Source organism: Sphingobium sp. AS12, from assembly GCF_019097845.1.
In the GTDB taxonomy this organism is placed as follows: Bacteria; Pseudomonadota; Alphaproteobacteria; order Sphingomonadales; family Sphingomonadaceae; genus Sphingobium.
Window position 1 is genome coordinate 208265 of record NZ_JAHRGM010000067.1, and the last position, 25188, is coordinate 233452.

A 25188-nucleotide genomic window follows, 5' to 3' on the forward strand; every position below is an offset into this window, starting at 1 on the left:
TATCATGGCCAATCCGTTCCACAGTTCGTCATGGTTTCAGGTCGCGCGGCTCCGCCCCCGGCTCAAGGGGCATGTGCGGGTGCGCAGGCATCACTATCGCGGGCAGGTCTGGTATGTGATTGACGATGGCGCCTCCGGCAAGGCGCACCGCTTCCCCAAGGGCGCCTATGAACTGGCAGGCCGACTAGACGGAACGACGACGGTCGAGGCGCTGTGGGAATTGCTGGTGGACCGTCTGGGTGAAGATGCGCCCAGTCAGGACGACGTCATTGCCGCGCTGGGGCAGTTACATGCGGCGGACCTGCTTGCCAGCGATACATTGCCCGATACCAGCGAAGCCTATCAGCGGCTCAAGAAGGAACGCCGCCAGCGCTGGCTGCAAAATCTCAAAAGCCCGATGTCGGTGCGGCTCAACCTTGTCGACCCGGATCGCTTCCTTACCCGCCACATGAATCTGGTCGCGCCCCTGTTCAGCGTCGCGGGTCTGTTTCTGTGGCTGTGCGTGGTCGTCCCCGCACTGCTGCTGGTAGGCACCCACTGGAACGAGATGACCGGCAATCTGGCCGACCGGGTGCTGGCGGCGGACAATCTGCTGCTCATCGCCCTCATTTATCCGCTGGTTAAATGTATCCATGAACTGGGCCATGGCTTTGCGGCCAAGAATTTCGGCCGGGAAGTGCGGGAAATGGGCGTGATGCTGCTCATCCTCGTGCCTGTTCCCTATGTCGATGCCTCGCATGTCAGCATCCTTGCCAGCAAATGGCAGCGTGCGCTGGTCGGCGCGGCGGGCATGATTGCCGAAGTGTTTGTCGCCGCGCTCGCAACCTTTGCTTGGGTGCTGATGGAGCCGGGGCTGGCACGGGCCATCGCCTTCAACATCATGCTGATTGCCGGGGTGTCGACCGTGCTGGTCAACGGCAATCCGTTTCTGCGGTTCGACGGCTATTATATCTTGGCCGACCTCATAGAGATTCCCAATCTTGGCAGTCGCGCAAACAGGCTCTGGGCGCATCTGGTCGACAAATATATATTCCGCACGCCCGGCGGGCTGCCGTTCGACGCGACGCCGGGGGAGAAAAGATGGTTCCTCTTCTTTGCCCCCGCCGCGCTGATCGCCCGCATGACGATGCTGATCGCCATCGCGCTGTTCGTGGCACAGAAATATTTTGTAGTCGGGGTGCTGATCGCGATCTGGTCCTTGTGGAGCGGGCTGGGCTTTCCGGTCTGGAAGATGTTTGCCCATGTGCTGTCGAGCCCGCAACTGCATGGCAACCGGAAACGGGCGGTCAGGATCACGCTTGGCGTGGTTGGCGCGCTCATGCTGGCGCTGTTTGCTGTCCCGCTGCCGCTGCATGTCAACGCGCAGGGGATCGTCTGGCTGCCGGAGGAGGCGCATGTGCGCGCTGGCGCGGATGGCGTCATCACCCGGCTGGCGGCACCGGATGGCGCGCGGGTAAAAAGGGGGACGCTGCTCATGCAGGCGGAAAACCCGGTGCTGGAGGCCGAAGTCGAACAGATACGCTGGCGCTTGCGGGAGCTTGAGGTGGAGGCCGATGCCGAACTGGCGGGGGATCTGGTCAAGCGGCAGATCAGCCAGGATGCATGGCGGGAATATTCCCGCAGGCTGGTGGTGCAGGAACAGCGGCTGGGGGATCTGGGCCTGACCGCCGGGACCGATGGCACATTCATGCTCACCCAGGCGCCGGCGCAGGATTTGCCCGGCCGCTACGTGCAAAAAGGGACGCTGCTGGGCTATGTGACGCCTGGCTATGCAGCGGTGGCGCGCGTGGTCGTGCCGCAGGACGATATCGAGCTTGTGCGGGCGCGGCTGCTTGCTGTGCGTTTCTGGCTGGCGTCCGAACCGGGGCGCAGCTGGGACGGGACCATTGCCCGCGCAATACCGGGCGGCACCTTCGAATTGCCCAGCGAAGCGTTCTCCACCAGCTATGGCGGAAGCATCCCCACCGATCCGGGCGATGAGAAGGGGCTGACCGCGCTCAGCCGCGTATTCCTGTTCGATGTTTCCCTGCCGCAGCAATTGCGCGATGCGCGCTTTGGCACCCGCGTTCATGTTCGCCTGCAACTGGGCTGGGAGCCGGTTGGCTGGCAGTTTATGCGCCGACTGCGCCAGCTGTTCTTGACGCAATTCAATGGCTGAGGCGACGCTTTCACGCTGGGGTGCGCTCAGCGACAAGCTGCGCGAAAAGGCACGCCATTTCTGGCATGAGGCGCGCAGCGATGCTCGGCCCGTGATCGCACCCTATGCCGAGCGCGGGCCAGCGCCATCCTGGAAGTGGGACCGGCCGCTCGACCTCCTGCTCGGGCGCTTCATGCTCGCCGTGCAGCGGGGCAAGCCGAGTTTGCTCGACCGGGCGCAGCGCATCGTCCAGCGGTCCGCCGAATGTGCCGACCTGTCCGAAGAGGCACTCAACGCCGCCTGTATCGAGATACGCGAGCGGCTGATGCGCGAACGGCTGAGTGAAGCGGTGGTTGACGAAGCCTTTACCCTCATTCGCGAAGTCAGCGGGCGGGAACTGGGTCTGCGTCATTTCCCTGTGCAATTGATGGCCGGACTGGTGATGCTTGATGGCGGGCTAGCCGAAATGGCGACGGGGGAGGGCAAGACGATCACCGCTTTGCTGCCCGCGATCACCGCGGCGATGGCCGGTATGCCGGTGCATGTTTTCACCGTGAACGATTATCTGGCCGAACGGGATTGCAACAGCCTGCGCCCGGTGATCGAGCGTTTTGGCCTGCGCTGTGGCCTGATCGTCCACGGCCAGGAAAATCCTGAGCGCCGTGCCGCCTATGGATGTCATATCGTCTATGGGACGAACAAGGAAATGACCTTCGACTATCTGCGCGATCAGACGGCGTTGGGAAAGAGGCGGGGGCAGGGCCGCCGCCTGATTGCAGAGCTGTTCGGGCAGGGTAGGCAACCTCTGTTGATGCGCGGGCTGCATTTCGCAATCGTGGATGAGGCGGATTCGATCTTCATCGATGAAGCGCGCACCCCGCTGATCCTCTCCGCCGAATTGCCGGGCGACACCGATGGCGTCTATCTTGCGGCACTGGAGATGGTCTCCATGCTGGAGGAGGGGCGCGATTATATTTTGACTGAAGGCACGCGCTCGGTCCATCTGACCGCGCATGGCAAAGACAGTGTAGCTGAACTGTCCCAGGGTCTGCCGCACACCCAATGGCGTATCCGGCTGGCGCGCGAGGAACTGGCGATGCGGGCGATTTCCGCCACACGCCTGTTCCTGCGTGATCGGGACTATATCGTCACCGATGGCAAGGTGCAGATTGTCGATGAATCCACAGGCCGTGTCATGGCGGACCGATCATGGGAAGGCGGGCTGCATCAGCTGGTAGAGACCAAGGAGGCGGTAGAGATTTCCGGCGTTCGCAACACCATGGCCCGAATTACCTATCAGCGCTTTTTCCGTCGCTATCGCCGGTTGAGCGGCATGACCGGCACGGCCGGTGAAGTGGCGGATGAACTATGGGCCGATTACGGGCTGAAGGTCGTGGTGATCCCGCGCAACCGCCCCAATCTGAGCAGCGATCGCGGTCATGTAATGGTGCAGTCGGCGCAGGAAAAATGGGCATTCATCGCCGCCGAAGTCGCCCGGATACACGCACAGGAAGGCGCGCGTCCGGTGCTGATCGGCACGCGTTCCGTCGCGGATTCCGACGCCGTCTCGCAGGCGCTGACTCATGCGGGCATAGCGCATCGCGTGCTGAATGCGCGGCAGGACGAGGAGGAGGCGGAGATCATAGCGCAAGCGGGAGAACCGGGGGCTGTCACGGTCGCGACCAATATGGCCGGGCGCGGCACTGACATTCTGCTGAACCCGACTGCCAAAGCCCATGGTGGATTGCATGTCATCCTGACCGGCTTTCACGATACCGCGCGGATCGATCGCCAGCTGTTCGGTCGTGCGGCAAGGCAGGGTGACCCCGGAAGCACCATTGCGATCACGGCGCTGGACGACCAGCTTTATACAGATTTTGCGCCGCGCGCGGCCCGGATCGTCGGTTCGTCCGCCAACAGCTGGCCCATGTTCGACGGCAAGGCGAACATGCTGCGGCGGCTGGCACAGCGCAATGCCGAGAAACGCCACGCGGCCGACCGACGACAGACGGAACTCGCCGAGGAGCGCCTTCGCAAGACCATGGCCTTTGGCGGCGGCGAGTAAGACGGTGGCGGGTCGGCACCTGCAACAGGTGGATGCTACCCGGTCAATCCGGTTTTACGGTGGGCTGATAGAGCATAGTCTTGTCAAAATTGAGGTCCGCGGCGTCCGCCTTGCCCATCACGGCGAGTAGCGCAAAACCCGCGACATAGGCATCGCGCCGCGCGGTGAGCATCGTGACCTGGGCGTTCAGCAACTCCTGTTCGGCATTGAGCTGATCGAGCAGCGGGCGCAGCCCGGCGCTGACTTCCGCCCGCATTCCCGCCAGAACCTGCTGATTGGCGGTAACGCCGCGCTGGGCGGTGTCGGTCACATGGGTCGCGGCCTGCCATGTGGCAAAGGCGGAGCGTGCTTCGGCAGTGACCTTGCCTTCGGCATCCAGTGCCTGCTTGTCGGCAACATCTTGCTTGGCGAGCGCCTGGCGCGTCTGTGCGCCAGTGCGGCCACCGTCCAGGATCGGCATTTTCAGGGTTAGGCCGACAAAGGCGGTGGTGCCGCGATCACCATTGCGCGGCCCCGTGCCTTGGTCCAGTGAGCCGAGATAATCATATTGGCTGATCCCGCCAATCGCGCTGAATTTGGGATAAGCCTGCGACCTGGCGACATCGATATCATAACCCGCGGCGGTTCGCTGCACCCGGGCAGAGGCAATTTCAGGATTATTGGCCAGCGCCGTTTCCACAGCTTCCGTCGGTGATGCGGGCATCTGCGGCAATGGCGGCGGCAGTTCCAGATTTTCGGCCGCATGACCAACCAGCCTGATATATTGCTCCTTGCTCGAAATGAGCCGCGCGCCGGCCGTTTCCATCTGGCTTTCCGCCAGCGCCAGCCGCGCTTCGGCCTGCGCCACATCGGTCGGCCCGCGACTGCCGGCACGGCGGCGGTCGACCGCTTCCTTGACGGTATAGCGCATCACCTCGACATTGTTGCGGTTAAGGCCGACGACTGCCTCATCGCGCAGCACATCCATATACGCCCCCACAACCGCCGAAAACAGGTCCGCCTCGGTCTGGTTCAGGCCAAAATGGCTCGCCTCCACCCGCGCTTTGGCCGCGTTCATACTGCCGCGGACAGTGCCGAAATCCAGCAGCGGAACATTGGCGTTGAGCTGGCCGACAAACTGGCGATCGGGGTTGGAGAAAAATCCGCCCGGTGCCGGTTTACCCGTCAGGACATTTTCCTGATAGGTTGCGCTGCCGTCGATCGTGGGCATCCCGGCGACGCGCGCCAGTGGCACATCCTCTTCGGCAACGCGGATGCTGGCGCGCTGGGCCGATATGGTCGGGTTGTTGCGATACGCACCTTCCAGCGCCTGTTGCAGGGTTTCGGCGCTGACGGACGACGGCAGGATGGCGCAAATGGCGATACCGGCGAAATAGGCTTGCTTCCTGGTCATGTCCGTAAAGCTCCTGTCTGATTGGGGTGAGCGCGACCGATTACTCCGGCCGCGTGGCGATGCTTGCGGGTTTGCGATCTATTTCGAGCCGGCAGCGCAACCCGGCGGGTAGCTTGTTGCCGGGATTGGGTAGCGCCAGGCGCATCCCGAACGTGCCGCTGGCTGCGTCGAAAACGCGGTCGATCACCTTGATCCGCGCCCGATATTTTCCGCCGACCGGCGCTTCGGGGAAGATCGAAACCTCGTCACCGACCTGCACAGCGTCAAGCTGCGCAATCGGGGCGAACACTTCGACATTCAGGGGATCGACCTGTGCGATCGTCAGAATATGCGTCGCGTCTGCGCCCCGATATTCGCCAGGGGCCATGCGGCGTTCCGTCACGATGCCATTGACAGGGCTGCGCACGGTCTTTTGTCCGATCACGCGCTGCGCCTGGACATATTCCAGTCGGGCAACTCGCTGCTCTTCGGCGGCTGCCTTGCGCTCCTCCGCGGCGGATTGCGCGTTGGCGCGCGCTTCATCCACCACATCACGGGCCAGATATTGGCTGACCTGGTCCGACCGCTGGCTGACCGTGGCAAGATAAGCCGCGCGACTTGCCGCGGCGCGTTCGGCGTGGGGGTTGGAGGCACGGGCCTGCGCAGCGGCGGCGGCGGCACGCTCAACATCGGTGTACAACTGGGCGACGACCTGCCCGCGCCGAACATCATCGCCCCTGTCGACATAGATATTCTGGACCACGCCCTCAACGCCGCTGTTCACGCGAACGACCTGACTCGGCTCGATCAGGCAATCAGTCGGACGGGCAGCATCCATTCCTGGCGGGGCCACGCCATTGCCGCTACTGGACGGCACGGCTGTTCCGGCGGCTTTGGCGGTTGCAACAGTGCCGGTAGTAACTGGCGCTTTCGGGGGCGTAGCGGGCGTTTCTCCGCTGCGCGCGACAAGCGTTATCCCGACAATCAGCGCCAATGCGCCGCCACCGTAAATAACAGCCTGTTTGCGATCCATCGACCAAGCCTCCCCCAAAGCACGGCATCAGACAGCTTCCGCCATCCGTTGCAGTAATCATGCGACTTGTATCTTTGGCGAAAGGACGGAAATCCGCATTTTCATTTCGCATCGGCAACCTAGCCAACCTGGCAATATGTTGCAACTATTTGTGATGGTGGAATTGTCTTGGATTCGGTCAATCAAGCATAGCGATTTGGGCGCGATCACGCATTTAGCGAACGGCGCGGAGCCTTGCGCCGACTGCACTTGCCAACGATGTTGATGAATTGCCGACGGCGGTTGAAAATTCGCCTGCTGACCCGTTGGAAAATGGTGACCCCTACGGGAATCGAACCCGTGTTTCAGCCGTGAGAGGGCCGCGTCCTAACCGCTAGACGAAGGGGCCATGGGCCGCGTCGGGCGGCTGGCAGGGGGTGGGCTTTAGGAAGGCGCGCCCGGCGCGTCAAGGAAAACCGCGTCGCACCCAATCCGCTTGGAAAAGCAGCATATAAAAAAACCGCCCCATGCAGAGCATGGAGCGGCCTAGGTTCAGGGAGGAGACGCCTCCAAAGGGGGGAGGCGCCCATACGATACACCCGAAAGGGGGGCAGGTGCATCGCATGTTCAGTAGATAGGGCAGGTCACATTCCGTTTCAAGAGGAGATGCAATCGCCTTTCTATCAAATATTTCCGCCGTTTCGGGTTAAGTCCCGGTTCAGGCTTCGGCGGGCTGCGGCACGGCTGGCTGGGGGATCGGACCCTTGCCAAGATTGACCTGCGCCTCGAAAATGTCGCGCATCAGTTGCAGCGAGAAGAGATGCGCATGGATCAGCGGCAGCATTCCGCTCTGGTTGATCTTGCGCAGCTGGTCGCCGCGCAGGTCGCGCAGCTTTTCCTCATTGATCATGCGGAAACCGCGATAGACGAAGGGCTGTTCATTGCCCGGCGTCTGGATCGCGACTTCGCCGTCCATCAGCAGGTCCATGTCCTGCAATTCGCGAACGAACTGGCCGGTGCGGGCCGCGGCCTGCTCGAAATCCTCGCAGAATTTCAGTACGCCCTGGGTCAGCTCGCTCGGCTTGCCATCCTCGAACAAAGGCTGGCCATCCTCGAACGCGCCGATCGCGGGGCTGGTGGGGTCAAAGCAGAGCGACAGCTCGTCCGTGTCGGGACGCAGCTTGGCCAGCATCCAGGGGTAGCGGCGGACATAGGCAGGCACATAGGACGGGCCGCGCAGCTTGCCTTCGTCATCGACGAAGATGTTTACGCCTTCATTCAGGCCCATCAGCGCCAGCGGCACCGAATCCGCGCCGGCCGAAAAGATGATCGGCACGAAACGCTGGGCAGAAACGAACTCGTCGATCGTCAGCGGAATGGCGTGCTGGCTGGTCAGGAACGGGGCCGAATCGACTGCCTTGCTGCGGAAATCGGCATGATCCAGGCTGCTCAGCGGGATGAGGTCATTGTAGAAGATCGGCAGGTTATTCGCGGGCGCGCTGGCCATGATCCGGTATCCATTCTGTCAAAAAGCGACGCTGTGCAGACACGTCGCCGGGCGTAAAACTGGGAGAGGGCGATAAAGCCCCGCGCAGCGGGTGGCAATTGCTTTCACATGAAGGCTCAGGCCTGATCCTCAGGCTTCATCGGGCAGGGGGATGAGTTTCCCCGGATTGAACAGTCCCTTGGGGTCAAACGCGGCCTTGATCGCCCGCAGCGCGCCGATCCGCGCCGGACCCGCCAGCCGCGCCAGTTCCGCGCGCTTCATCTGGCCAATGCCATGTTCGGCCGAAATCGATCCGCCCGCTGCAACCACCGCGTCATGAACGAAGGCGTTGATCGCCTGCCCCTGCGCCGCGATCCAGCCCGGCCCGTCGCTCGTCCCCTTGGGCGCGCGCACATGGAAATGGACGTTTCCGTCGCCCAGATGACCAAAGGACGATGCGGTCGTGCCTGGAAAATGCGCCATTGCCGCATCAGCCGCCTCGATCATGAAGGCGGGCATCCGCGCCACCGGCACGCTGATGTCATATTGCAGTGCTGGCCCCTGCGCTTTTTCCGATTCCGACAGCGATTCGCGGATTCGCCAGAAGGCCTCAGCCTGCGCTTCGCTGGCCGCCACCACCGCGTCGATCGCGACGCCCTGTTCGAACGCCAGCGCCAGAGCGCTCTCCAGTCGCTCGCCCGGCCCCGGATCGCGCAGGTCGGCATGGTCCACCTCAATCAGCACATGCCAGGGCGTCCGCGTCTCGATCGGGCTGCGCGTGCCGGGAATATGGCCCAGCACAAAGCCCAAAGTCTCGTCGGCGATGACCTCAAACCCTTCGACGCTATCGCCCAGTTCGGCCTCGACCAGGCGCAGCAGCGCCAGCGCATCGGCGGGGGAAGCGACCCCGACCCAGCCGACCGCCCGCGCCGCGATCGCCGGGACCAGCCGTAGCGCCGCCGCGGTAATCACCCCCAGCGTGCCTTCTGCGCCAATCAGCAGCTGCTTGATGTCGTACCCGCGATTATCCTTCTTCAGCGCGTCCAGCCCATGGAAGATGCTGCCATCGGGCAGCACCGCCTCCACCCCCTCGACCAGCGCGCGCATCGTCCCGTGGCGCAACACCTGCGTGCCGCCCGCATTGGTCGATACCAGCCCGCCAATCGTCGCCGATCCCTTCGCCCCCAGGCTGAGTGGAAAGCGTCGCCCGGCGGTTTCGGCGGCATCATGCAAATTGCTCAGGATCACGCCCGCCTCGCAGATCGCCAGATTATCGTCCGCACTCAGGCTGCGAATCCGGTTCATCCGCCGCAGCGACAGGATCAGCGCCGATCCGTCGGCGGGCGGCGTCGCCCCGCCGACCATCGACGTATTGCCCCCCTGCGGCACCAGCGCGACACCCAGTTCCGCCGCCAGCGCCACCGCAGCAGCAACATCCTCCACGCAGGCAGGCGACAGGATCGCCGCCGCCGCGCCATGATAACGGCCGCGCCAGTCGCTGACCCAGGGCGCTATATCGTCCGGGTCGGTGATGACGCCCTTGGGGCCAAGCAGCGCGGTGAAGCGCTCAATGATATGCTGTCCGATCATGGGACGCACCTATCCCCGGAATTCATCGACTGTTCAACCACGGGTCGATAGCTTCCGAATCCCAAAAGGGGTCCGACTTGGTTCATTCCATCCTGCTGCTGATTGCCGCCACGACGGCTGACCCGGTTCAATGGGCGCAACTGACGATCCAGCAGCGCGTCATCATTCGTGTGCCTATGGCGAGAAAGAGCAAGGCGCCCGCACGCATCACCGAAAAAGCGGCCGACGCCTGGGACGAGAAAAAAGGGCCGCGTTGCGTCGCTCTGCGCTCGATTCGCGCCGCTGCCATTGTCGTGCGCAACGGGGTGGACCTGATCCTGGCCGACCAGCATCGTTACCGCGCCCGTCTTGAAAAAGGGTGCGATGCCGCCGCTTTCTATTCCGGCTTCTATGTCGAGCCGGACGAGGACGGGTCGCTCTGTTCGGGTCGCGACGAGTTGCAGGCACGCGGCGGCACCAGTTGCGCCATCGACAGCTTCAAACGGCTGATCGCGGCGGAACCCGACGACTGAGCGCCCCTATCGCGCAACGACCGCCCGCCAAACCGCGCGATTTCCTTGACAAGCGGCCGATATTTCCGCAATGCGCGGCCGATTTCTGTCTCGCTATCGTGCAGGGCGGACAAGCCTCCTGTTCCCGGACCATTGAATGACTTTTGCCGATCTCGGCCTTTCCGACGAATTGCTCAGGGCCGTAACCGAGTCCGGTTATGATACGCCCACGCCGATTCAGGCGCAGGCGATCCCGTCCGTCCTGATGATGCGCGACATTATCGGCATCGCCCAGACGGGGACGGGCAAGACCGCCAGCTTCGTGTTGCCGATGATCGACATCCTCGCCCATGGCCGCAGCCGCGCGCGGATGCCGCGCTCGCTGATCCTGGAGCCGACCCGCGAACTCGCCGCGCAGGTCGCGGAGAATTTCGAGAAATACGGCAAATATCACAAACTCTCGATGGCACTGCTGATCGGTGGCGTGTCGATGGGCGACCAGTTGGCCGCGCTCGAAAAGGGCGTGGACGTGCTGATCGCGACGCCGGGCCGCCTGATGGACCTGTTCGGGCGCGGCAAGATCATGCTGAACGGCTGTTCGCTGCTGGTCATCGACGAAGCCGACCGGATGCTCGACATGGGCTTCATTCCGGATATCGAGGAAATCTGCACCAAGCTGCCCGCGCAGCGGCAGACGCTCCTGTTTTCCGCGACGATGCCGCCGGTCATCAAGAAGCTGGCCGACAAATTCCTGTCCAACCCCAAATCGATCGAAGTCGCGCGCCCCGCCAGCGCATCGACCAACATCACCCAGCGGCTGGTCAAGGTCGATTCGCGCAAGAAGCGCGACACATTGTCCAAAATGCTGCGCGAAGCCGACGTCACCAGCGCGGTCATCTTCTGCAACCGCAAGACGACGGTGCGGGACCTGAACAAGAGCCTGCAACGCGACGGCTTCAAGTCGGGCGAAATCCATGGCGATATCGACCAGGGATCGCGCATCGCCGAACTGGAGCGTTTCCGCGCCGGCACTGTCAACATCCTCGTTGCGTCGGACGTCGCGGCGCGCGGGCTGGACATCAAGGGCGTCAGCCATGTGTTCAACTATGACGCGCCCTGGCACCCGGACGATTATGTCCACCGCATCGGCCGCACCGGCCGCGCGGGCGCGTCCGGCGTCGCCTACACCTTCGTCACCGACGCGGATGCCGAAGCGATTGACAATATCCAGAAGCTGATCGGCACGAAGATCGAGGTCGTCGGCGCGGCGGAGGCCATCGCCGCGATCGAACCGACCGAAGAAACCGCCCCGCGCGCGCCAAGAGGCCGCAAGCCCCGCGCCGCAAAGCCGGTCGTCGAAACGCCCGTGGCGGACGAGCCTGTCGCCGAAAAGCCCCGCGCCGCTCGCCCCCCCCGCGCCGAAAAGCCACGCGAGGAAGCCCCCCGCGCGCAGACACCGCGAGAGGAAGTCCCGGCTGGTCCAGCCGTCGCCCCCCGCACCGCCGAAGCCCCCGCCCGCCAGCGCCGCAATGACCATCAGGACGACGGCCCCGACGAAGGCTGGAACGGCCCCGTGCCGGAATTCCTGAACTTCGGCTTCGACGCCTGACTGTTGGGGACGGACGGGCCTTGCTCTGTCCGCCAACCAACAAGGCCAGCAACGCCCACCTCCGTCACCCCGGACCTGATCCGGGGTCCCGCTTTCTGCGCGAAGAAAAGCGGGATGCCGGGTCAAGCCCGGCATGACGAAAGGGGGAATGGCAATGAACGACCACTAGCGGCAATTTAAGCCGCTTCTGTCTCGATCCCTATCCGGTCATAAAACACGTCAAAGTCAGGTGCGATAATCGTGGCGCAATTGCCGCCTGCTACCATGTCAATCGTGACAACAGGCCATGGTATTCTACGACGGGTGTCGAACGCAAGATACTCGCCGCCACCATTACTGCCGAAAATGAGAAAGCCTTCGAGGTCAGCTTGCCCATGGTTGTCGCTACTAATTGTGTCCGCAACAGTCATCGCGGAGTCCAGACAGAGGTTGTATGGCTCACTTGCCAACGGACCTTCACCGCCATTGCTGAAAGCGAGCAGATCAAGATACCGTTTGGGCAGGTCATCCGGCGCGACGGTCCGTAGCCGCGCCAACTCCTCAGCCGTGGCTCCAGTCACTGAAAACCAGTCTCGCCCTTCGAGCATCGGCGTTCCCCTTCATCTCGTCTCATGATCGTCTGCTTTTCACACTTACGCAACCGGAAGCAGACCGTCGCAAAACCACCCACTCCCCTCACAACAATCCCATCGCCCGCATACTGCTATGCCCGTTCGCGCCCACGATGATATGGTCATGCACGGCGATGTTCAGCCGCTTGCCCGCATCGATGATCTGGCGCGTCACCTCTATGTCCTGGCGGCTGGGTTCGGGCGATCCGCTGGGGTGGTTATGGACCAATATGATCGCCGCTGACCCCAGGTCTATCGCCCGCCTGATGACCTCGCGGACATAGATGGCTGCCTGGTCGATCGACCCGTCGCCCATATTTTCGTCGCGGATCAGCATGTTGCGCGCATTCAGGTGCAGCACCCGCACCCGCTCCACCCCCAGAAACGCCATGTCCGCGCGCAGATAGTCGAGCAGCGCCTGCCAGCTTGCCAGCACCGGACGCGCCGCCACTTCGTTGCGCAGCGTCCGCAGCATCGTCGCCTGCACGATCTTGATCGCCGCGATGCTGGTGTCGCCCATGCCCGGCACCCGCGCGATCGCCTGCCAGTCGGCGCTCATCAGCCCGCCGATGCCGCCAAATTCGCGCAGCAGCGCCTTGGCCAGCGGCTTGGTGTCACGCCGGGGAATCGCCAGGGCGAGGAGATATTCGATCAGCTCATGATCATGCAGCGCATCCCCGCCGGTCTCAGCCAGTTTCTGCCGCAACCGCGCGCGATGCCCTGCGCCATCATGCGTGACTTTTGCGTCCTGCTCCGCCAAACCCGCATCCCTCGCTACCGGCCACGGACGCTATAAGTTGCGGAATCGCGGGGCAAGGATATTTAAGCGGGCACAGACGTTATGGTCCCGTTACGGACCATCAGCGTTACTTGAAAGCCGGGGTTGGCCATAGGCATGGAAGAACAGGACGGCGAAGAGCAGGTTCGCCGGGGTTGGCTGCGCTGGCTGGGTGTCGGCACAGGGTCGCTTGCGCTGGTGCTGGCTGGCCTGTGGACGCAGCGCGCCCCGATCGCGGAAAATTTCGTCAGCCGCGAACTCAACCGGCGCGGGGTGCAGGCCAATTATGATCTGGTCGATGTCGGTCTGCGCACCCAGCGGATCAAGCATATCCTGCTGGGCGATCCCGCCAATCCTGATCTGACCGCCGACTGGGTCGAAGTCGACATCGCCTTTGCCGGCCTGACGCCACAGGTCGCCGCCGTGCGCGCAGGCGGCGTGCGGATGCGCGGTTCTTATCATGCCGACGTGCTGCGTCTTGGCGAACTCGACAAATTCCGCGATCCCGATTCGACTGCGCCCTTCAGTCTGCCCGATATCCTTCTCTCGCTCGCCGATGCCCGCCTGCGTCTCGACACGGATGCGGGCCAATTGGGGATGCGGATCGACGGGAAGGGCAATCTGCGTTCCGGTTTTCGCGGCAAACTCGCCGCCGTCATGCCCCGCGCTTCCTTTGCCAGTTGCGGCCTGACCGAAGGCAGCGCGTCGCTGGCCCTCGCCATGGATCAGGGCCGCCCGCACGTCACCGGCCCGGTCGGCGCCGCCGCGCTGGCCTGCCGCGATAGCGCCGCTATCGCCCGCCCGGTCGCCACGCTCGACCTGACCCTTGGCGCGGCCTTCGACCGCTGGACCGGCCATGTCGATCTGGCGGGTGAGGCGCTCAAGGCCAGCGGCATCGTCCTCGCCGCGCCCAAAGGCCACGTCGATTTCGACGGCACCGCATCCGCCACCAGCGGCCGCGCCCGCATTGGCGCAAAGGCGCTGGCGGGGCAGGGGGCAATGCTCGAACAGGCTGACCTCACCGGCACATGGTCGGTCAAAAGCGGCGAAACCGCGCTGCAAGGCGAACTCTCCGGTCGCCAGCTCCGCGTCTCTGGCCGCGATCCGCTGGCGACCTTGCGCGCCTCGACCATCGGTACGCCGGTCGCGCCACTCGCCGCCCGCCTCGCCGACGCAGTGCGCCGCGCTGGCGACAGCAACCAGATCAGCACCCGCTTTGCCTTGGTCCAGCGCGGCGCGTCGGGCAGCCTTGTCCTCACCGACAGCCGCCTGACCGCCCGCAGCGGCGCGCAGGCAGGTCTTTCTCCCGATGGCCGCATCACACTGGGCTGGCCCGGCCGCGCCGGAGCGCCGCTCGACTGGGCGCTCGAAGGCGCTCTGCGTACAGAGGGCGGCGGCCTGCCCGATGCCGCGCTCCGCCTCGCGCGCCGCCCCGGTGGCGGCTTTGGCGGCGAATTGTTCGTTGATCCCTATGCCGCTGGCGACGCGCGCCTCGCCATCGACCGCGTCCGCTTCCTCGCCCAGCCCGATGGCACCACCCGCTTCTCGACCGCGCTCCGCCTCGACGGCCCGCTGCCCGACGGTCGCCTCCGCGGCCTCAGCCTGCCGATCGAGGGGCAGCTGGCCGCCAATGGCGCGCTGGCGATCAACCGCCGCTGCGCGCCCCTCTCGCTGCTGGAAGCCCGCTATGGTGCCTTCGCCATCGGCCAGACCCGCCAGACGCTCTGCCCGTTGGGTGGCGGCGCATTGTTCGCCATGGGGCCAAAGGGCATCAGCGGCGGTGCGGACATCCGCAATCTCGCGCTCAGCGGCACCAGTGGTGACAGCCCGCTGCGCCTGACCGCCGATCATGCCCGCATCGCGCTCGGCCAGACCGGTTTCGCGCTCGCCAATCCCGCGCTGACGCTCGGCCCGAACGACGCCCCCGTTCGCCTGACCGCCGCCAGCCTCGATGGCGCGATGACCGCGCACGGCATGAGCGGCAAAGTCGGCGGGGCAGGGGGCCAGATCGGCACCATCCCGCTGATCGCGGAGCAGGGCAATGGCACATGGGGCTTTGCCAATAGCGCGCTGGATTTCCGCGCCGCCATGACGGTGCGCGATTCGCAAGTGCCGGTCCGCTTCAACCCGCTCGCCGTTCCCGATTTTGCCCTGACCCTCAAAAATGGCCGTATCGCCGCCACCGGCACACTCACCGCGCCGCGCAATGGCGCAACCGTGGCCCGCACTATGATCGCCCATGAGCTTGGCAGCGGGAAGGGCCATGCCGACCTTAGCGTCCCCGGCCTCGCCTTCGGTCCTACCCTCCAGCCCGACGAAGTCACCCCGCTGGCGCTCGGCGTCGTCGCCAATGTCGCGGCGACCGTGACCGGAGAGGGGCGGATCGACTGGACAGGATCGGCCGTCACCTCCACCGGCACCTTCCGCACCGACAATGCCAATCTCGCCGCCGCCTTCGGCCCGGTGCAGGGTCTGTCGGGCGAAATCCGATTCACCGACCTGATCAACATGGTCACAGCGCCAGGCCAGACGGTCAAGATCGCCTCGGTCAATCCGGGCGTCGAAGTCCGTGACGGCACCGTCCGCTACCGGCTGGAAGCCGGACAGAAGGTGCGAATCGAGGGCGGCGGCTGGCCTTTCTCCGGGGGGCAGCTGGTCCTGCTACCCACCACCATGGATTTCAGCGCCGGTGTCGATCGCTATCTGACCTTCCGCGTCATCGGCCTGGATGCCGGCGCGTTCATCCAGGCGATGGAACTGGACAATATCTCGGCCACCGGCACGTTTGACGGGCTGATGCCGCTGATCTTCAACGCGCAGGGCGGGCGGATCGCGGGCGGGGTGCTGGTCGCCCGGCAACAGGGTATGCCCCCGCTGCTGATGCCTGAAGGCGTGCTGCCGACCATCCCCTGCGATCCAGCGCTCCAGTCCGGTGTCCTCTCCTATGTCGGGCCGGTGTCGAACGAACAGCTTGGCACGATGGGACGGCTGGCCTTCGACGCACTCAAAAATCTGCAATATAAATGTCTGACAATCCTGATGGATGGCGCGCTGGATGGCGAGATGGTGACCAACGTGGTGTTCAACGGCGTCAATCGCGGCCAGTTGGGCGGCACACCGGCAGGACTGGCGCGCAACTTCACTGGCCTGCCTTTCCTGTTCAACGTCCGCATTTCCGCGCCTTTCCGGGGACTGCTCGGCACCGCCCAGTCCTTCATCGACCCGTCGCAACTGATCCAGAACAGTATCGGCGACCAGATGCAGGCGAACATGAAGAGCAAATTGAACGAAAGCCTTGCGGTTCAGCCTGCGGAAAGCGACAACATGCCAAACGGGGAGCGCAAATGAAGAAGCAAGCAATCATGATGGCGGGTTTCGCCGGTCTGGCCCTTGGGGGCTGTATTCAGGTCAAGGCGCCGGACAAGCCGATCGAAATCAACCTGAATGTGAAGGTGCAGCAGGAGGTCGTCGTGCGCCTGCAACGTGACGCACAGGACCTCATCCAGAATAACCCGGAGTTGTTCCCGCAATGACACGCAAAATTCTCCTGATCGCCGCCGGTGCCGCTGTCGCGCTGGCGACCGGATTTGCGATGACCGCACCCGCTCGCGCCCAGACCGGTGCCGTGGCCAGCGCGATGGCGGCGGGGACCGTGGGCGAACAGGCCGACGGCTATCTCGGCATCGCCGGGTCGGTGGGGGCCGATGTCCGCGCCGAAGTCGAATCGATCAATATCAAGCGCCGCGCCGCCTACACTCAGCTGGCCAGCCAGCGCGGCGTTACCGTGCAGGATGTCGCCGCCGCCACCGGCTGCCAGACGCTCAGCAGCCGGGTCAAGGCCGGGCAGGCTTACCGCATCGGCGCTGGCGCGTGGCAGACCAAGGGTGCAGGCGCGATCGCGCTGCCCTCTTACTGCGCAACGGCGGGCTGAAAATCCCGCTCTGGCGGACTTTTCTCATTCCTTCGTCCGGGTAGGGTAATCTCTGCCCAACCATGGTTGACTATCCGCAATCGCCTTTCTAAACGGGCCGCGCCTTGACGGGTGCAGCCGCAAGCGCCATGCCGCCTGCCATATGGGGTCAAACCCGGATGGAGGATGATCATGGTTGCGGATGGACCCGGACAGGACCCGGCGGGGGAGGACGCGCGCATCACGTCTCTGGAAGAGCGGATTGCGCGCGCTGAATCCGTCGAAAAGGTCAGGCAGGGGGCTGTGGAGCAACAGGCGGACGATGGGTCTCGCCTGGGCAACCGGGTTCTTGCGGAACTGATCGGCGGTCTTGTCGGCGGTGCGTTGATCGGCTGGGTTCTCGACCGGCTGTTTGGCACATCCCCATGGCTCCTGCTCGTTTTCCTCGGTCTTGGCATCGTGGCGGCGTTCAGGAACATCATCAGATTGACGACGACGAAGCGTCCCCCGGAATAAGGGACGCTTTTGTCATAGTCCGACGGTTTAGACGGTTTAGACGTAACAGGGGTCCAGCGTGGCAGAATCCGGCAAAATCGATCCGATGCATCAATTTGCGATCGAACCCCTGTTCGGTACCGATCATCTGTCGCTCGGCGGCTTCAACATCGCCTTCACCAACAGCGCCCTCTATATGGTGCTGGCCGCTGTGGTGCTGTGGATCTTCGTGATCGGCGGCATGAAGCGCGAACTGGTCCCCGGTCGCTGGCAGATGGCGGTCGAATATATGACCGGCTTCATCAAGAACCTGCTGATCGCGAATATCGGTGACAAGGGGCGCAAATATATCCCCTACGTCTTTTCGCTCTTCATGTTCATCCTGCTGGCCAATCTGCTTGGAATGTTGCCACTGGGCCTGGTCGGGCTTCACCCCTTCACCTTCACCAGCCATTTCACGGCCACTGGCGTGCTGGCGATCATGAGCTTCTCGATCGTCCTGATCGTCGGCTTTGCCAAACATGGCTTCCACTTCTTCTCGCTCTTCATTCCGCACGGCACGCCGGCGCTGATGATCCCGCCGCTCTTCCTTATCGAACTCGTCTCCTTCATGGTGCGTCCGTTCAGCCTGGGCCTGCGACTGTTCGTCGCGATGACCGCTGGCCACGTATTGCTGAAGGTGCTTGCGGGCTTCGTCATCAACAGCGCCAATGCGTCGCCAGCCCTGGGCCTCACCGTCGGCACCGCCAGCTTCATCCTGATGATCGGCATCAGCGCGCTGGAAATGCTGGTCGCCGTGATCCAGGCCTATGTGTTCGCGCTGCTGACCTCGGTCTATCTCAACGATGCCGAGAACCTGCACTGAGTTTTACCTGATTTCGTCAACAATTACATTATTCTAACGAAGGAGTTTACGACATGGACGCAGAAGCCGCAAAGCTGCTCGGTGCTGGCCTGGCCGCCATTGGTGCGGGCATCGCCGCCCTCGGTGTGGGCAACGTGTTCAGCGCATTCCTCGAAGGCGCGCTGCGCAATCCGGGGGCCGCTGATGGCCAGCAGGGTCGTCTGTTCATCGGTTTCGCCGCGGCGGAACTTCTGGGTCTGCTGGCGTTCGTTATCGCCATGATCCTGGTGTTCGTGGCCTGACACGGTTCGGACGCGGGCAGGGCGGTATCGTGCCGTCCCGCCCGCATCCTCTGAAATTGACCGCGCCCTGATCGGACGGATAGATATGCCTCAAATCGCGCAAATTGCCGAAACCTACTCCAGCCAGATTTTCTGGTTGCTGTTGACCTTCGGCTTCGTGTTCTTCGTCATCGGCCTCGGCATGGTGCCCAAGGTTCAGGGTACGGCGGACGCGCGCGACGCGAAGATCAGTGGTGATCTGGACGCGGCCAAGGCCGCCTTCGCCCGCGCCGACGAAGCGGAAGCCGACTATCGCGTCCGTGACGCGCAAAGCCGTGCCGCCGCTCAGGCGACGCTGGTTCAGGCCAAGGCGCAGGCTGCCAAGGCATCCGAAACCAGGCTCGCAGCCGCCGATGCCGAAGTCGCCGCCAAGATCGCGGCCGCCGAAGCCCGGATCAAGGCTGCAAGCGACGCCGCTCTGGCAGAAATTGAAACCGTCGCTGCCGATGCGGCACGCGACATGGTGGCCCGTATCGCTGGCGTGCAAGCGTCGGATGATGCAGCCCGCAACGCAGTAAAGGCGGCACTGGCCCATGGCTGAGGCAGCAGCACAGCATCAGGGCGAAACGCCCCCAACCCTCGACCAGGCGATCCATGCCGAAGGGATGGAGCCTGTCGGCACCGTCGCGCATGAAGGCGTCGCGCCCCATACAGACCCCAAAGCGGTCGGCATGGACGCTACCGCCTGGGTTAGCCTGGCCATGGCAGCCTTCATCGCCATCCTCCTGTTCAAGAAGGTCCCGGCGCTGATCGGCGGCGTTCTCGATGGCCGGATCGCGCAGATCAAGGCCCAACTCGCCGAAGCCTCCAAGCTGCGCGCCGAAGCCGACGCGCTCAAGGCGGAATATGAGGCGAAACTCGCCGCCGCCACGGGTGAAGCCGAAGCAATGCGTAAGTCCGCCGAGCATGAGGCCGAAACTCTGCTGGAGGATGCCCGCATCGCCGCGGCCGATCTGGTCGTCCGCCGCCAGAAAATGGCCGAGGACAAGATCGGTGCCGCCGAACGCGCTGCCATCACCGCGATCCGCGCTCGCGCCGTCAACGCCGCAACGACTGCGGCTGCCAGCTTGATCGCACAGGGCCATAACGCCAGCGCTGACAAGGCCTTGGTCGATAGCGCCATCAAGGGACTTGGCCCGGTCGTCTGACCCGACGACGCCAGACAAAACGAAAAAGGGCCGGGCGCAATCCCGGCCCTTTTTCGTTGGTAGCTCCATCCCCGATGAAAGATTGGCACATCGCTGTCCTACATCCTCCATTTCATGCCATATAGCTTCCACAACGCGATCCACCGGACTTTCCGATAGGATCACGCCAGCGTTATAAAATGTCACGATTACCGGGAAATATGAGAAGTTAAGCCTCCACTTTCCTATTGCACGCCCCCATTGCGATCCCCGCCCGGCACGCTATCTCATCCCCATGTCGCAACCCCAATCTCCCGACCGTTTCAATGAAGACAAGGCCAGCTACACGGTCCGCGGGTCCGGCACGCCCGACCTCGACGTCGGGATAGAGGCGATCCGCACCACGCTGCGCACGCTGCCGACCCGGCCCGGCGTGTACCGGATGCACGACGCGCGCGGCGATGTCCTCTATGTGGGGAAGGCGCGCGCGCTCAAGAATCGCGTCGCCAATTATACCCAGGTCGAGCGGCTCCCCCGCCGCCTGCAGCGCATGGTCGCCCAGACCCGCAGCATGACCATCGTGACCACCAACAGCGAGGCGGAAGCCCTGCTGCTGGAGGCGCAACTCATCAAGCGCTACCGCCCGCCCTACAACGTCCTGCTGCGCGACGACAAAAGCTTCCCCTTCATCCTGCTGCGGGAGGATCATGCCTTCCCACGCGTCCAGAAACATCGCGGCGCGCGCAAGGCGAAGGGGCGCTATTATGGCCCCTTCGCCAGCGCAGGCTCGGTCACCCGCACCATCAATGCGCTGCAAAAACTCTTTCTGCTCCGCTCCTGCACCGACAGCTTCTTCGCCAACCGGTCGCGCCCCTGCCTCCTCTATCAAATCAAGCGCTGCTCGGCTCCCTGCGTCGATCGCATCGACCCGGACGGCTATGCCGAACTGGTCCGGGACGCGCAGGATTTCCTCGGCGGCAAATCCACCGCCGTTCAGAAGAAGCTCGGCACCGCGATGCAGGCCGCGTCCGACGCGATGGATTTCGAGCAGGCCGCGGTCATCCGCGATCGCCTCAAGGCGCTGACCTTCATTCAAGGGTCGCAGGCAATCAACGCCGAAGGGCTGGGCGACGCCGACATTTTCGCGCTGGCGCACAAGGGCGGAGCGATGTGCATCCAGGCCTTTTTCATTCGCGGCGGCCAGAATTGGGGCCATCGCAGCTTCTTCCCGGTCCACACCAATGAAGTTGCCGAGGATGAAGTGCTGGCCAGCTTCATGGCGCAATTTTACGAGGAAGTGCCGCCGCCCAAGCTGGTCCTGACCGACCGCGCGCCCGCCGAATGCGAATTGATGGCGCAGGCGCTCAGCGAACGGATCGGCAGCAAGGTCCGCATCGAAGTCCCCCAGCGCGGCGACCGCACCCGCCTGATCAAGCAGGCGCAGCGCAACGCGGTAGAGGCGCTCGACCGTCGCCTCGCCGAAACCACCAGCCAGGGCAAGATACTCGACGAGCTGGTCGAGAGGTTCGGGCTGGATGGCGTCCCCGACCGCATCGAAATCTACGACAACAGCCATATTCAGGGCGCCCACGCCCTCGGCGCGATGGTCGTCGCCGGTCCCGAAGGCTTCCGCAAGAATGCCTATCGCAAGTTCAACATGAAGAATCCCGAAATCTCCAACGATGATTTCGCGATGATGCGCGACATGTTCGAGCGCCGCTTTGGCCGCGCCCAGCGCGAGGACCCCGATCGCGACAGCGGCGAATGGCCCGATCTGGTCCTGATCGACGGCGGCAAGGGCCAGCTATCGGCGGCCCGCGCGATGCTGGAGGAAATGGGGATCGAGGATGTCACGATGATCGGCGTCGCCAAGGGGCCACATCATGGCCGCGACGGGCGGGAAGTGTTCCACCTGATGGATGGCCGCGAACTGATGCTGCCGGTGAATCACCCCGTCCTTTTCTACCTCCAGCGCCTGCGCGACGAAGCCCACCGCTTCGCCATCGGCGCCCACCGCGCGAAACGCAGCAAGGCGATCACCGTCTCGTCGCTCGACGAAGTCCCCGGCATCGGCCCCGCCCGCAAAAAAGCCCTCCTCATGCACTTCGGCACAGCCCGCGCCGTCCGCGACGCCGCGCTGGAGGACCTGGCCCGTGCGCCGGGCGTGTCGACGGCGGTAGCGCAGCAGGTCTATGATTATTTCCACGGCTGACGAAGGACGCCGTTAAGCATGGGGTGAAAGCAGGCTTTAAGCGGTGACTGTTACCCTCGCGATATCCGAGAGAGGGAAACCGATGCGCCACCGCCTGCTGTTCATCCTACTGCTGCTATTGCTGGCGCCATCCGCGCACGCGCGCCAAGTCACGCCAATCCAGCCATTGGCCCTGGCGGCTGGTCAGCCGTTGCGAATTACCGGCATGGATGTCGTTTTCGCGCCGGGCATATTGGAGGAACTGGCGGAAAGCGACGCCAAAGCCGCGAACAAGCGTGCGGCTGCGGGCCTGCCGCCGCTCGATCCCACCAGCTATCCGACCGGTCCGCAGGATGGCGCAGCTTATGCGACCTTACCCTTCAAACAGATGTTCCCGCTGGTCATCCGCGACGTCACCCGCGACTGGAAGCTGGACAATGGCACGCCGGTTACGCTGCGCATCACGCTGGACCGCTTGAAAACCGCGGATGCCGCGATGGCCATATTGGTCGCCTGGAGTTCGGACATGCTGGAAGGCACGGTTGATGTGCTGGACGCCGCCAACGGCGCATCGCTGGGCAGCTTTCGCGTAGAGGTGAAGAACACTCATGGTGGCTGGGGCGGGATGCTGATCCGGGGCGGGGGCATCCGAGAAAAACTGGCTGAAGAGTTCGGGCTCGAAGTGTCGCGTTACATCGCGGGCCGCAAGAAGAAAGGCTGACGCCGCTCACCCGGCTCAACCAAAGCTATCGCAGCTGTCCGGTGACGGGTAGAGCAGCAGGGCGATGCCCAGCCTCACCACATCCGCCATCGTATGCTCGCTGCGCCCCCATGGCGAACATGGTGCGATTGCGCGGCTGCTGACGCCCGACCATGGCCTGATCGCAGGCTATGTGCGGGGCGGGCGGTCCCGCGCGATGCGGCCCGTGCTGCTCCCCGGCAACGCCGTCGCCGCGACCTTCCGCGCCCGGACGGAGGATCAGCTTCCCGGGCTGACCGTCGAGCTGGCGCACAGCCGCGCGCCGCTCCATGCCGAACCCTTGCCCGCCGCCGCGATCGACTGGGCCTGCGCGCTGACCGCCATAGCCCTGCCCGAAGGGACGCCCTATCCCGCGCTCCATAGCGCGCTCGACGGCGTGCTTGGTGCGGTGGAGGCGGCCCCTGCCGCGCGTGGCTGGGCGGTGGCGCTTGTGCGCTACGAACTGCTGCTGCTCGCCGAACTGGGCTTTGGTCTGGACCTCTCCCGCTGCGCCGCGCTGGGCGATGCCGATGACTTGGCCTATGTCAGCCCGCGCAGTGCGGCGGCGGTTAGCCGGGCAGGGGCGGTCGGCTATGAAAGCCTGCTCCTGCCGCTGCCGCCCTTCCTGCTGGAGGGCGGCACGGGCGAATGGAGCCAGATCATCGACGGACTGCGCCTCACCGGCTTCTTCCTCGAACGCTCGATCCTCACCGACTGGCGCGCCGACGTGCTGGCCGCCCGCGAAAGGCTGGTCGATCGACTTAAAAGGGCGGTTGCGTGAAACCTCGTGTCTCCATAAGGGGCAGCCACGCAATATAAGGAGTCTCGCCATGTTGATCGCCCTGTTTCCCGGAGACGGCATCGGTCCCGAAATCGTCGATCAGGCCAAGCGCGTGCTGGATGCACTGTCGATTGACGGCCTGACCTATGAACAGGGGCTGGTCGGCGGCGCGGCTTATAAGGCGGTCGGCCATCCGCTCCCGGCCGAAACGCTGGAACTGGCCAAGCGCGCCGACGCCATCCTGTTCGGCGCGGTGGGTGATCCCGATTGCGATGCGCTCGAACGTCATCTGCGCCCCGAACAGGCAATATTGGGCCTGCGCAAGGAACTGGGCCTCTTCTCCAACCTGCGCCCGGCCAAGGTGTTTCCCGAACTCGCCGGTGAATCCGCGCTCAAGCCCGAAGTCGCCGGTGCCATCGACCTGCTGATCGTCCGCGAAACCAATGGTGACGTCTATTTCGGCGAAAAGGGCTTCCGCACCACCGTCGACGGACTGCGCGAAGGCTATGACGTCATGTGCTACAATGAAGCCGAAGTGCGCCGCATTGCCCATGGCGGCTTTCAGGCCGCCCGCGCCCGTCGCGGCAAGCTCTGCTCGGTGGACAAGGCCAATGTGCTGGAAACAAGCCAGCTGTGGCGCGACGTGGTGATAGAGGTATCGGCGGAATATCCCGACGTGGCGCTCAGCCATATGTATGTGGACAATGCCGCGATGCAGCTGGTCCGCAACCCTGGCCAGTTCGACGTGATCGTGACCGGCAACCTGTTCGGCGACATCCTCTCGGATCAGGCCAGCATGTGCGTCGGCTCCATCGGGATGCTGGCGTCTGCTACCCTCAACGGCAGTGGGCAGGGGCTGTACGAGCCGATCCACGGCTCCGCCCCCGACATTGCCGGCACGGGCAAGGCCAATCCGCTGGCGACGATCCTGTCGGCGGCGATGATGCTGCGCTATTCGCTGGGGATGCCCGAACAGGCTGACCGGATCGAGAAGGCGGTAGCAAAGGCGCTGGCCAACGGCGCACGCAGCGCTGACCTGGGCGGCACCATGACCACGGTGGAGATGGGCGATGCGGTATTGGCGGTCCTCTGAGCGCCCACCGCATCTCTTAAGATTTTGCTGCCCTGTCGTTCTAGGTAGAAAACGGGGACGCACCTATGTCGATAATATTGAAGCAGGATCATGAAGCCTTGCGGGTCATGATGCGCGAGTTCGCGCACATCATGCGAACCAGCGGCATCGAAGCCCTGCCGGACATCGCGCGCAAGCGCATCGCTTTCTCCCAATTGTTCCGCGAACATATGGGGCGGGAGGATGCCCGTGCTCTCGACCTCCGTAATGGCCATCTGGCGGCGCAAGCCGATCCGCTGTTGCGCGAACATGGCCGGGCGATCCGCGCCCTGTTCCTGCGCTATAGCGATCATATCAAATATTGGACCCCCACCATGATCGCGCAGGACTGGAGCGGCTATCTGGAAGCCGTCCTCACCCTCCAAGGCGAACTGGCCGAACAGATGGCGTGGGAAGAACGGAATCTGCATCCGCTGATGGATGCGCAACCGCGTCGGGCGGCCTGATTGAAGGCCAATTCGTCGGCAAAGGTTCTGT

23 protein-coding genes and 1 tRNA gene are annotated in these 25188 nt (G+C 63.9%); 17 read left to right on the forward strand and 7 right to left on the reverse strand.

What is annotated here, in order from left to right:
• Positions 1-4: 4 nt before the first annotated feature.
• Both KRZ98_RS20630 and KRZ98_RS20635 read left to right on the forward strand, forming a co-directional pair.
• Positions 5-2158 carry a peptidase M50 gene (locus tag KRZ98_RS20630; RefSeq protein ID WP_217675114.1) on the forward strand — a complete coding sequence of 718 codons (2154 nt, stop codon included), beginning with the start codon at positions 5-7 and terminating at the stop codon, positions 2156-2158.
• Entirely contained in the window at positions 2151-4202 is a 2052-nt protein-coding gene (locus KRZ98_RS20635; protein ID WP_217675115.1) for a DEAD/DEAH box helicase, read from the forward strand. Before KRZ98_RS20630 ends, KRZ98_RS20635 begins: the two co-directional genes overlap by 8 nt.
• Positions 4203-4245: 43 nt before the next feature.
• On the opposite strand, the gene KRZ98_RS20640 is transcribed toward KRZ98_RS20635, so the two are convergent.
• The 5 genes from KRZ98_RS20640 to KRZ98_RS20660 all read right to left on the reverse strand — a co-directional run bounded on the left by KRZ98_RS20640 (position 4246) and on the right by KRZ98_RS20660 (position 9662).
• On the reverse strand, positions 4246-5595 hold the full coding sequence (locus tag KRZ98_RS20640) for a TolC family outer membrane protein (RefSeq protein ID WP_217675116.1): 1350 nt from the start codon (positions 5593-5595) through the stop codon (positions 4246-4248).
• Between the two features lie 40 nt (positions 5596-5635).
• Positions 5636-6607, reverse strand: coding sequence for an efflux RND transporter periplasmic adaptor subunit (locus KRZ98_RS20645; RefSeq protein WP_217675117.1), 972 nt, complete (start codon positions 6605-6607; stop codon positions 5636-5638).
• A gap of 313 nt (positions 6608-6920) precedes the next feature.
• A tRNA-Glu gene (locus tag KRZ98_RS20650) sits at positions 6921-6995 on the reverse strand.
• Between the two features lie 309 nt (positions 6996-7304).
• On the reverse strand, positions 7305-8093 hold the full coding sequence (locus KRZ98_RS20655; protein ID WP_217675118.1) for a SapC family protein: 789 nt from the start codon (positions 8091-8093) through the stop codon (positions 7305-7307).
• A gap of 129 nt (positions 8094-8222) precedes the next feature.
• Entirely contained in the window at positions 8223-9662 is a 1440-nt protein-coding gene (locus KRZ98_RS20660; protein WP_217675119.1) for an FAD-binding oxidoreductase, read from the reverse strand.
• A 77-nt stretch (positions 9663-9739) separates the two neighbouring features.
• Between KRZ98_RS20660 and KRZ98_RS20665 the strand changes: the two genes are divergently transcribed.
• Both KRZ98_RS20665 and KRZ98_RS20670 read left to right on the forward strand, forming a co-directional pair.
• On the forward strand, positions 9740-10174 hold the full coding sequence (locus KRZ98_RS20665; protein ID WP_217675120.1) for a hypothetical protein: 435 nt from the start codon (positions 9740-9742) through the stop codon (positions 10172-10174).
• 136 nt (positions 10175-10310) lie between these two features.
• Positions 10311-11762 (forward strand): DEAD/DEAH box helicase, encoded by a 1452-nt coding sequence (locus tag KRZ98_RS20670; RefSeq protein ID WP_217675121.1) that lies wholly within the window; start codon positions 10311-10313, stop codon positions 11760-11762.
• A gap of 176 nt (positions 11763-11938) precedes the next feature.
• On the opposite strand, the gene KRZ98_RS20675 is transcribed toward KRZ98_RS20670, so the two are convergent.
• Positions 11939-12349 carry an SMI1/KNR4 family protein gene (locus tag KRZ98_RS20675; protein WP_217675122.1) on the reverse strand — a complete coding sequence of 137 codons (411 nt, stop codon included), beginning with the start codon at positions 12347-12349 and terminating at the stop codon, positions 11939-11941.
• An 88-nt stretch (positions 12350-12437) separates the two neighbouring features.
• Positions 12438-13133, reverse strand: a complete 696-nt coding sequence (gene radC / locus KRZ98_RS20680; RefSeq protein WP_217675123.1) for a DNA repair protein RadC — start codon at positions 13131-13133, stop codon at positions 12438-12440.
• 135 nt (positions 13134-13268) lie between these two features.
• Between radC and KRZ98_RS20685 the strand changes: the two genes are divergently transcribed.
• The 13 genes from KRZ98_RS20685 to KRZ98_RS20745 all read left to right on the forward strand — a co-directional run bounded on the left by KRZ98_RS20685 (position 13269) and on the right by KRZ98_RS20745 (position 25157).
• Positions 13269-16499, forward strand: coding sequence for a YdbH domain-containing protein (locus KRZ98_RS20685; RefSeq protein ID WP_217675124.1), 3231 nt, complete (start codon positions 13269-13271; stop codon positions 16497-16499).
• Entirely contained in the window at positions 16496-16684 is a 189-nt protein-coding gene (locus KRZ98_RS20690) for a YnbE family lipoprotein (RefSeq protein WP_017182713.1), read from the forward strand. The genes KRZ98_RS20685 and KRZ98_RS20690 overlap by 4 nt, the downstream gene beginning before the upstream one ends.
• Entirely contained in the window at positions 16681-17082 is a 402-nt protein-coding gene (locus KRZ98_RS20695) for a YdbL family protein (RefSeq protein WP_217675125.1), read from the forward strand. Before KRZ98_RS20690 ends, KRZ98_RS20695 begins: the two co-directional genes overlap by 4 nt.
• 171 nt (positions 17083-17253) lie before the next feature.
• A complete protein-coding gene (locus tag KRZ98_RS20700; RefSeq protein WP_119748295.1) occupies positions 17254-17577 on the forward strand; it encodes an AtpZ/AtpI family protein in 324 nt (107 codons plus the stop codon).
• A 58-nt stretch (positions 17578-17635) separates the two neighbouring features.
• Positions 17636-18421, forward strand: a complete 786-nt coding sequence (locus KRZ98_RS20705) for a F0F1 ATP synthase subunit A (RefSeq protein ID WP_119748244.1) — start codon at positions 17636-17638, stop codon at positions 18419-18421.
• A gap of 53 nt (positions 18422-18474) precedes the next feature.
• A complete protein-coding gene (locus KRZ98_RS20710; protein WP_006961951.1) occupies positions 18475-18702 on the forward strand; it encodes a F0F1 ATP synthase subunit C in 228 nt (75 codons plus the stop codon).
• Between the two features lie 85 nt (positions 18703-18787).
• Entirely contained in the window at positions 18788-19282 is a 495-nt protein-coding gene (locus tag KRZ98_RS20715; RefSeq protein ID WP_217675126.1) for an ATPase, read from the forward strand.
• Positions 19275-19889 (forward strand): F0F1 ATP synthase subunit B, encoded by a 615-nt coding sequence (locus KRZ98_RS20720; RefSeq protein ID WP_217675127.1) that lies wholly within the window; start codon positions 19275-19277, stop codon positions 19887-19889. The genes KRZ98_RS20715 and KRZ98_RS20720 overlap by 8 nt, the downstream gene beginning before the upstream one ends.
• A gap of 274 nt (positions 19890-20163) precedes the next feature.
• Complete coding sequence (gene uvrC / locus KRZ98_RS20725) at positions 20164-22080, forward strand: excinuclease ABC subunit UvrC (RefSeq protein ID WP_217675128.1); 1917 nt, start codon at positions 20164-20166, stop codon at positions 22078-22080.
• An 82-nt stretch (positions 22081-22162) separates the two neighbouring features.
• A complete protein-coding gene (locus KRZ98_RS20730; protein ID WP_217675129.1) occupies positions 22163-22780 on the forward strand; it encodes a hypothetical protein in 618 nt (205 codons plus the stop codon).
• A gap of 64 nt (positions 22781-22844) precedes the next feature.
• Positions 22845-23579 carry a DNA repair protein RecO gene (gene recO / locus KRZ98_RS20735; RefSeq protein ID WP_217675130.1) on the forward strand — a complete coding sequence of 245 codons (735 nt, stop codon included), beginning with the start codon at positions 22845-22847 and terminating at the stop codon, positions 23577-23579.
• Positions 23580-23628: 49 nt separating this feature from the next.
• Positions 23629-24672 carry a 3-isopropylmalate dehydrogenase gene (leuB, locus tag KRZ98_RS20740; RefSeq protein ID WP_217675131.1) on the forward strand — a complete coding sequence of 348 codons (1044 nt, stop codon included), beginning with the start codon at positions 23629-23631 and terminating at the stop codon, positions 24670-24672.
• A gap of 65 nt (positions 24673-24737) precedes the next feature.
• Positions 24738-25157: a hypothetical protein gene (locus tag KRZ98_RS20745; protein ID WP_217675132.1), complete on the forward strand. Its 420-nt coding sequence runs from the start codon at positions 24738-24740 to the stop codon at positions 25155-25157.
• Positions 25158-25188 lie beyond the last annotated feature (31 nt).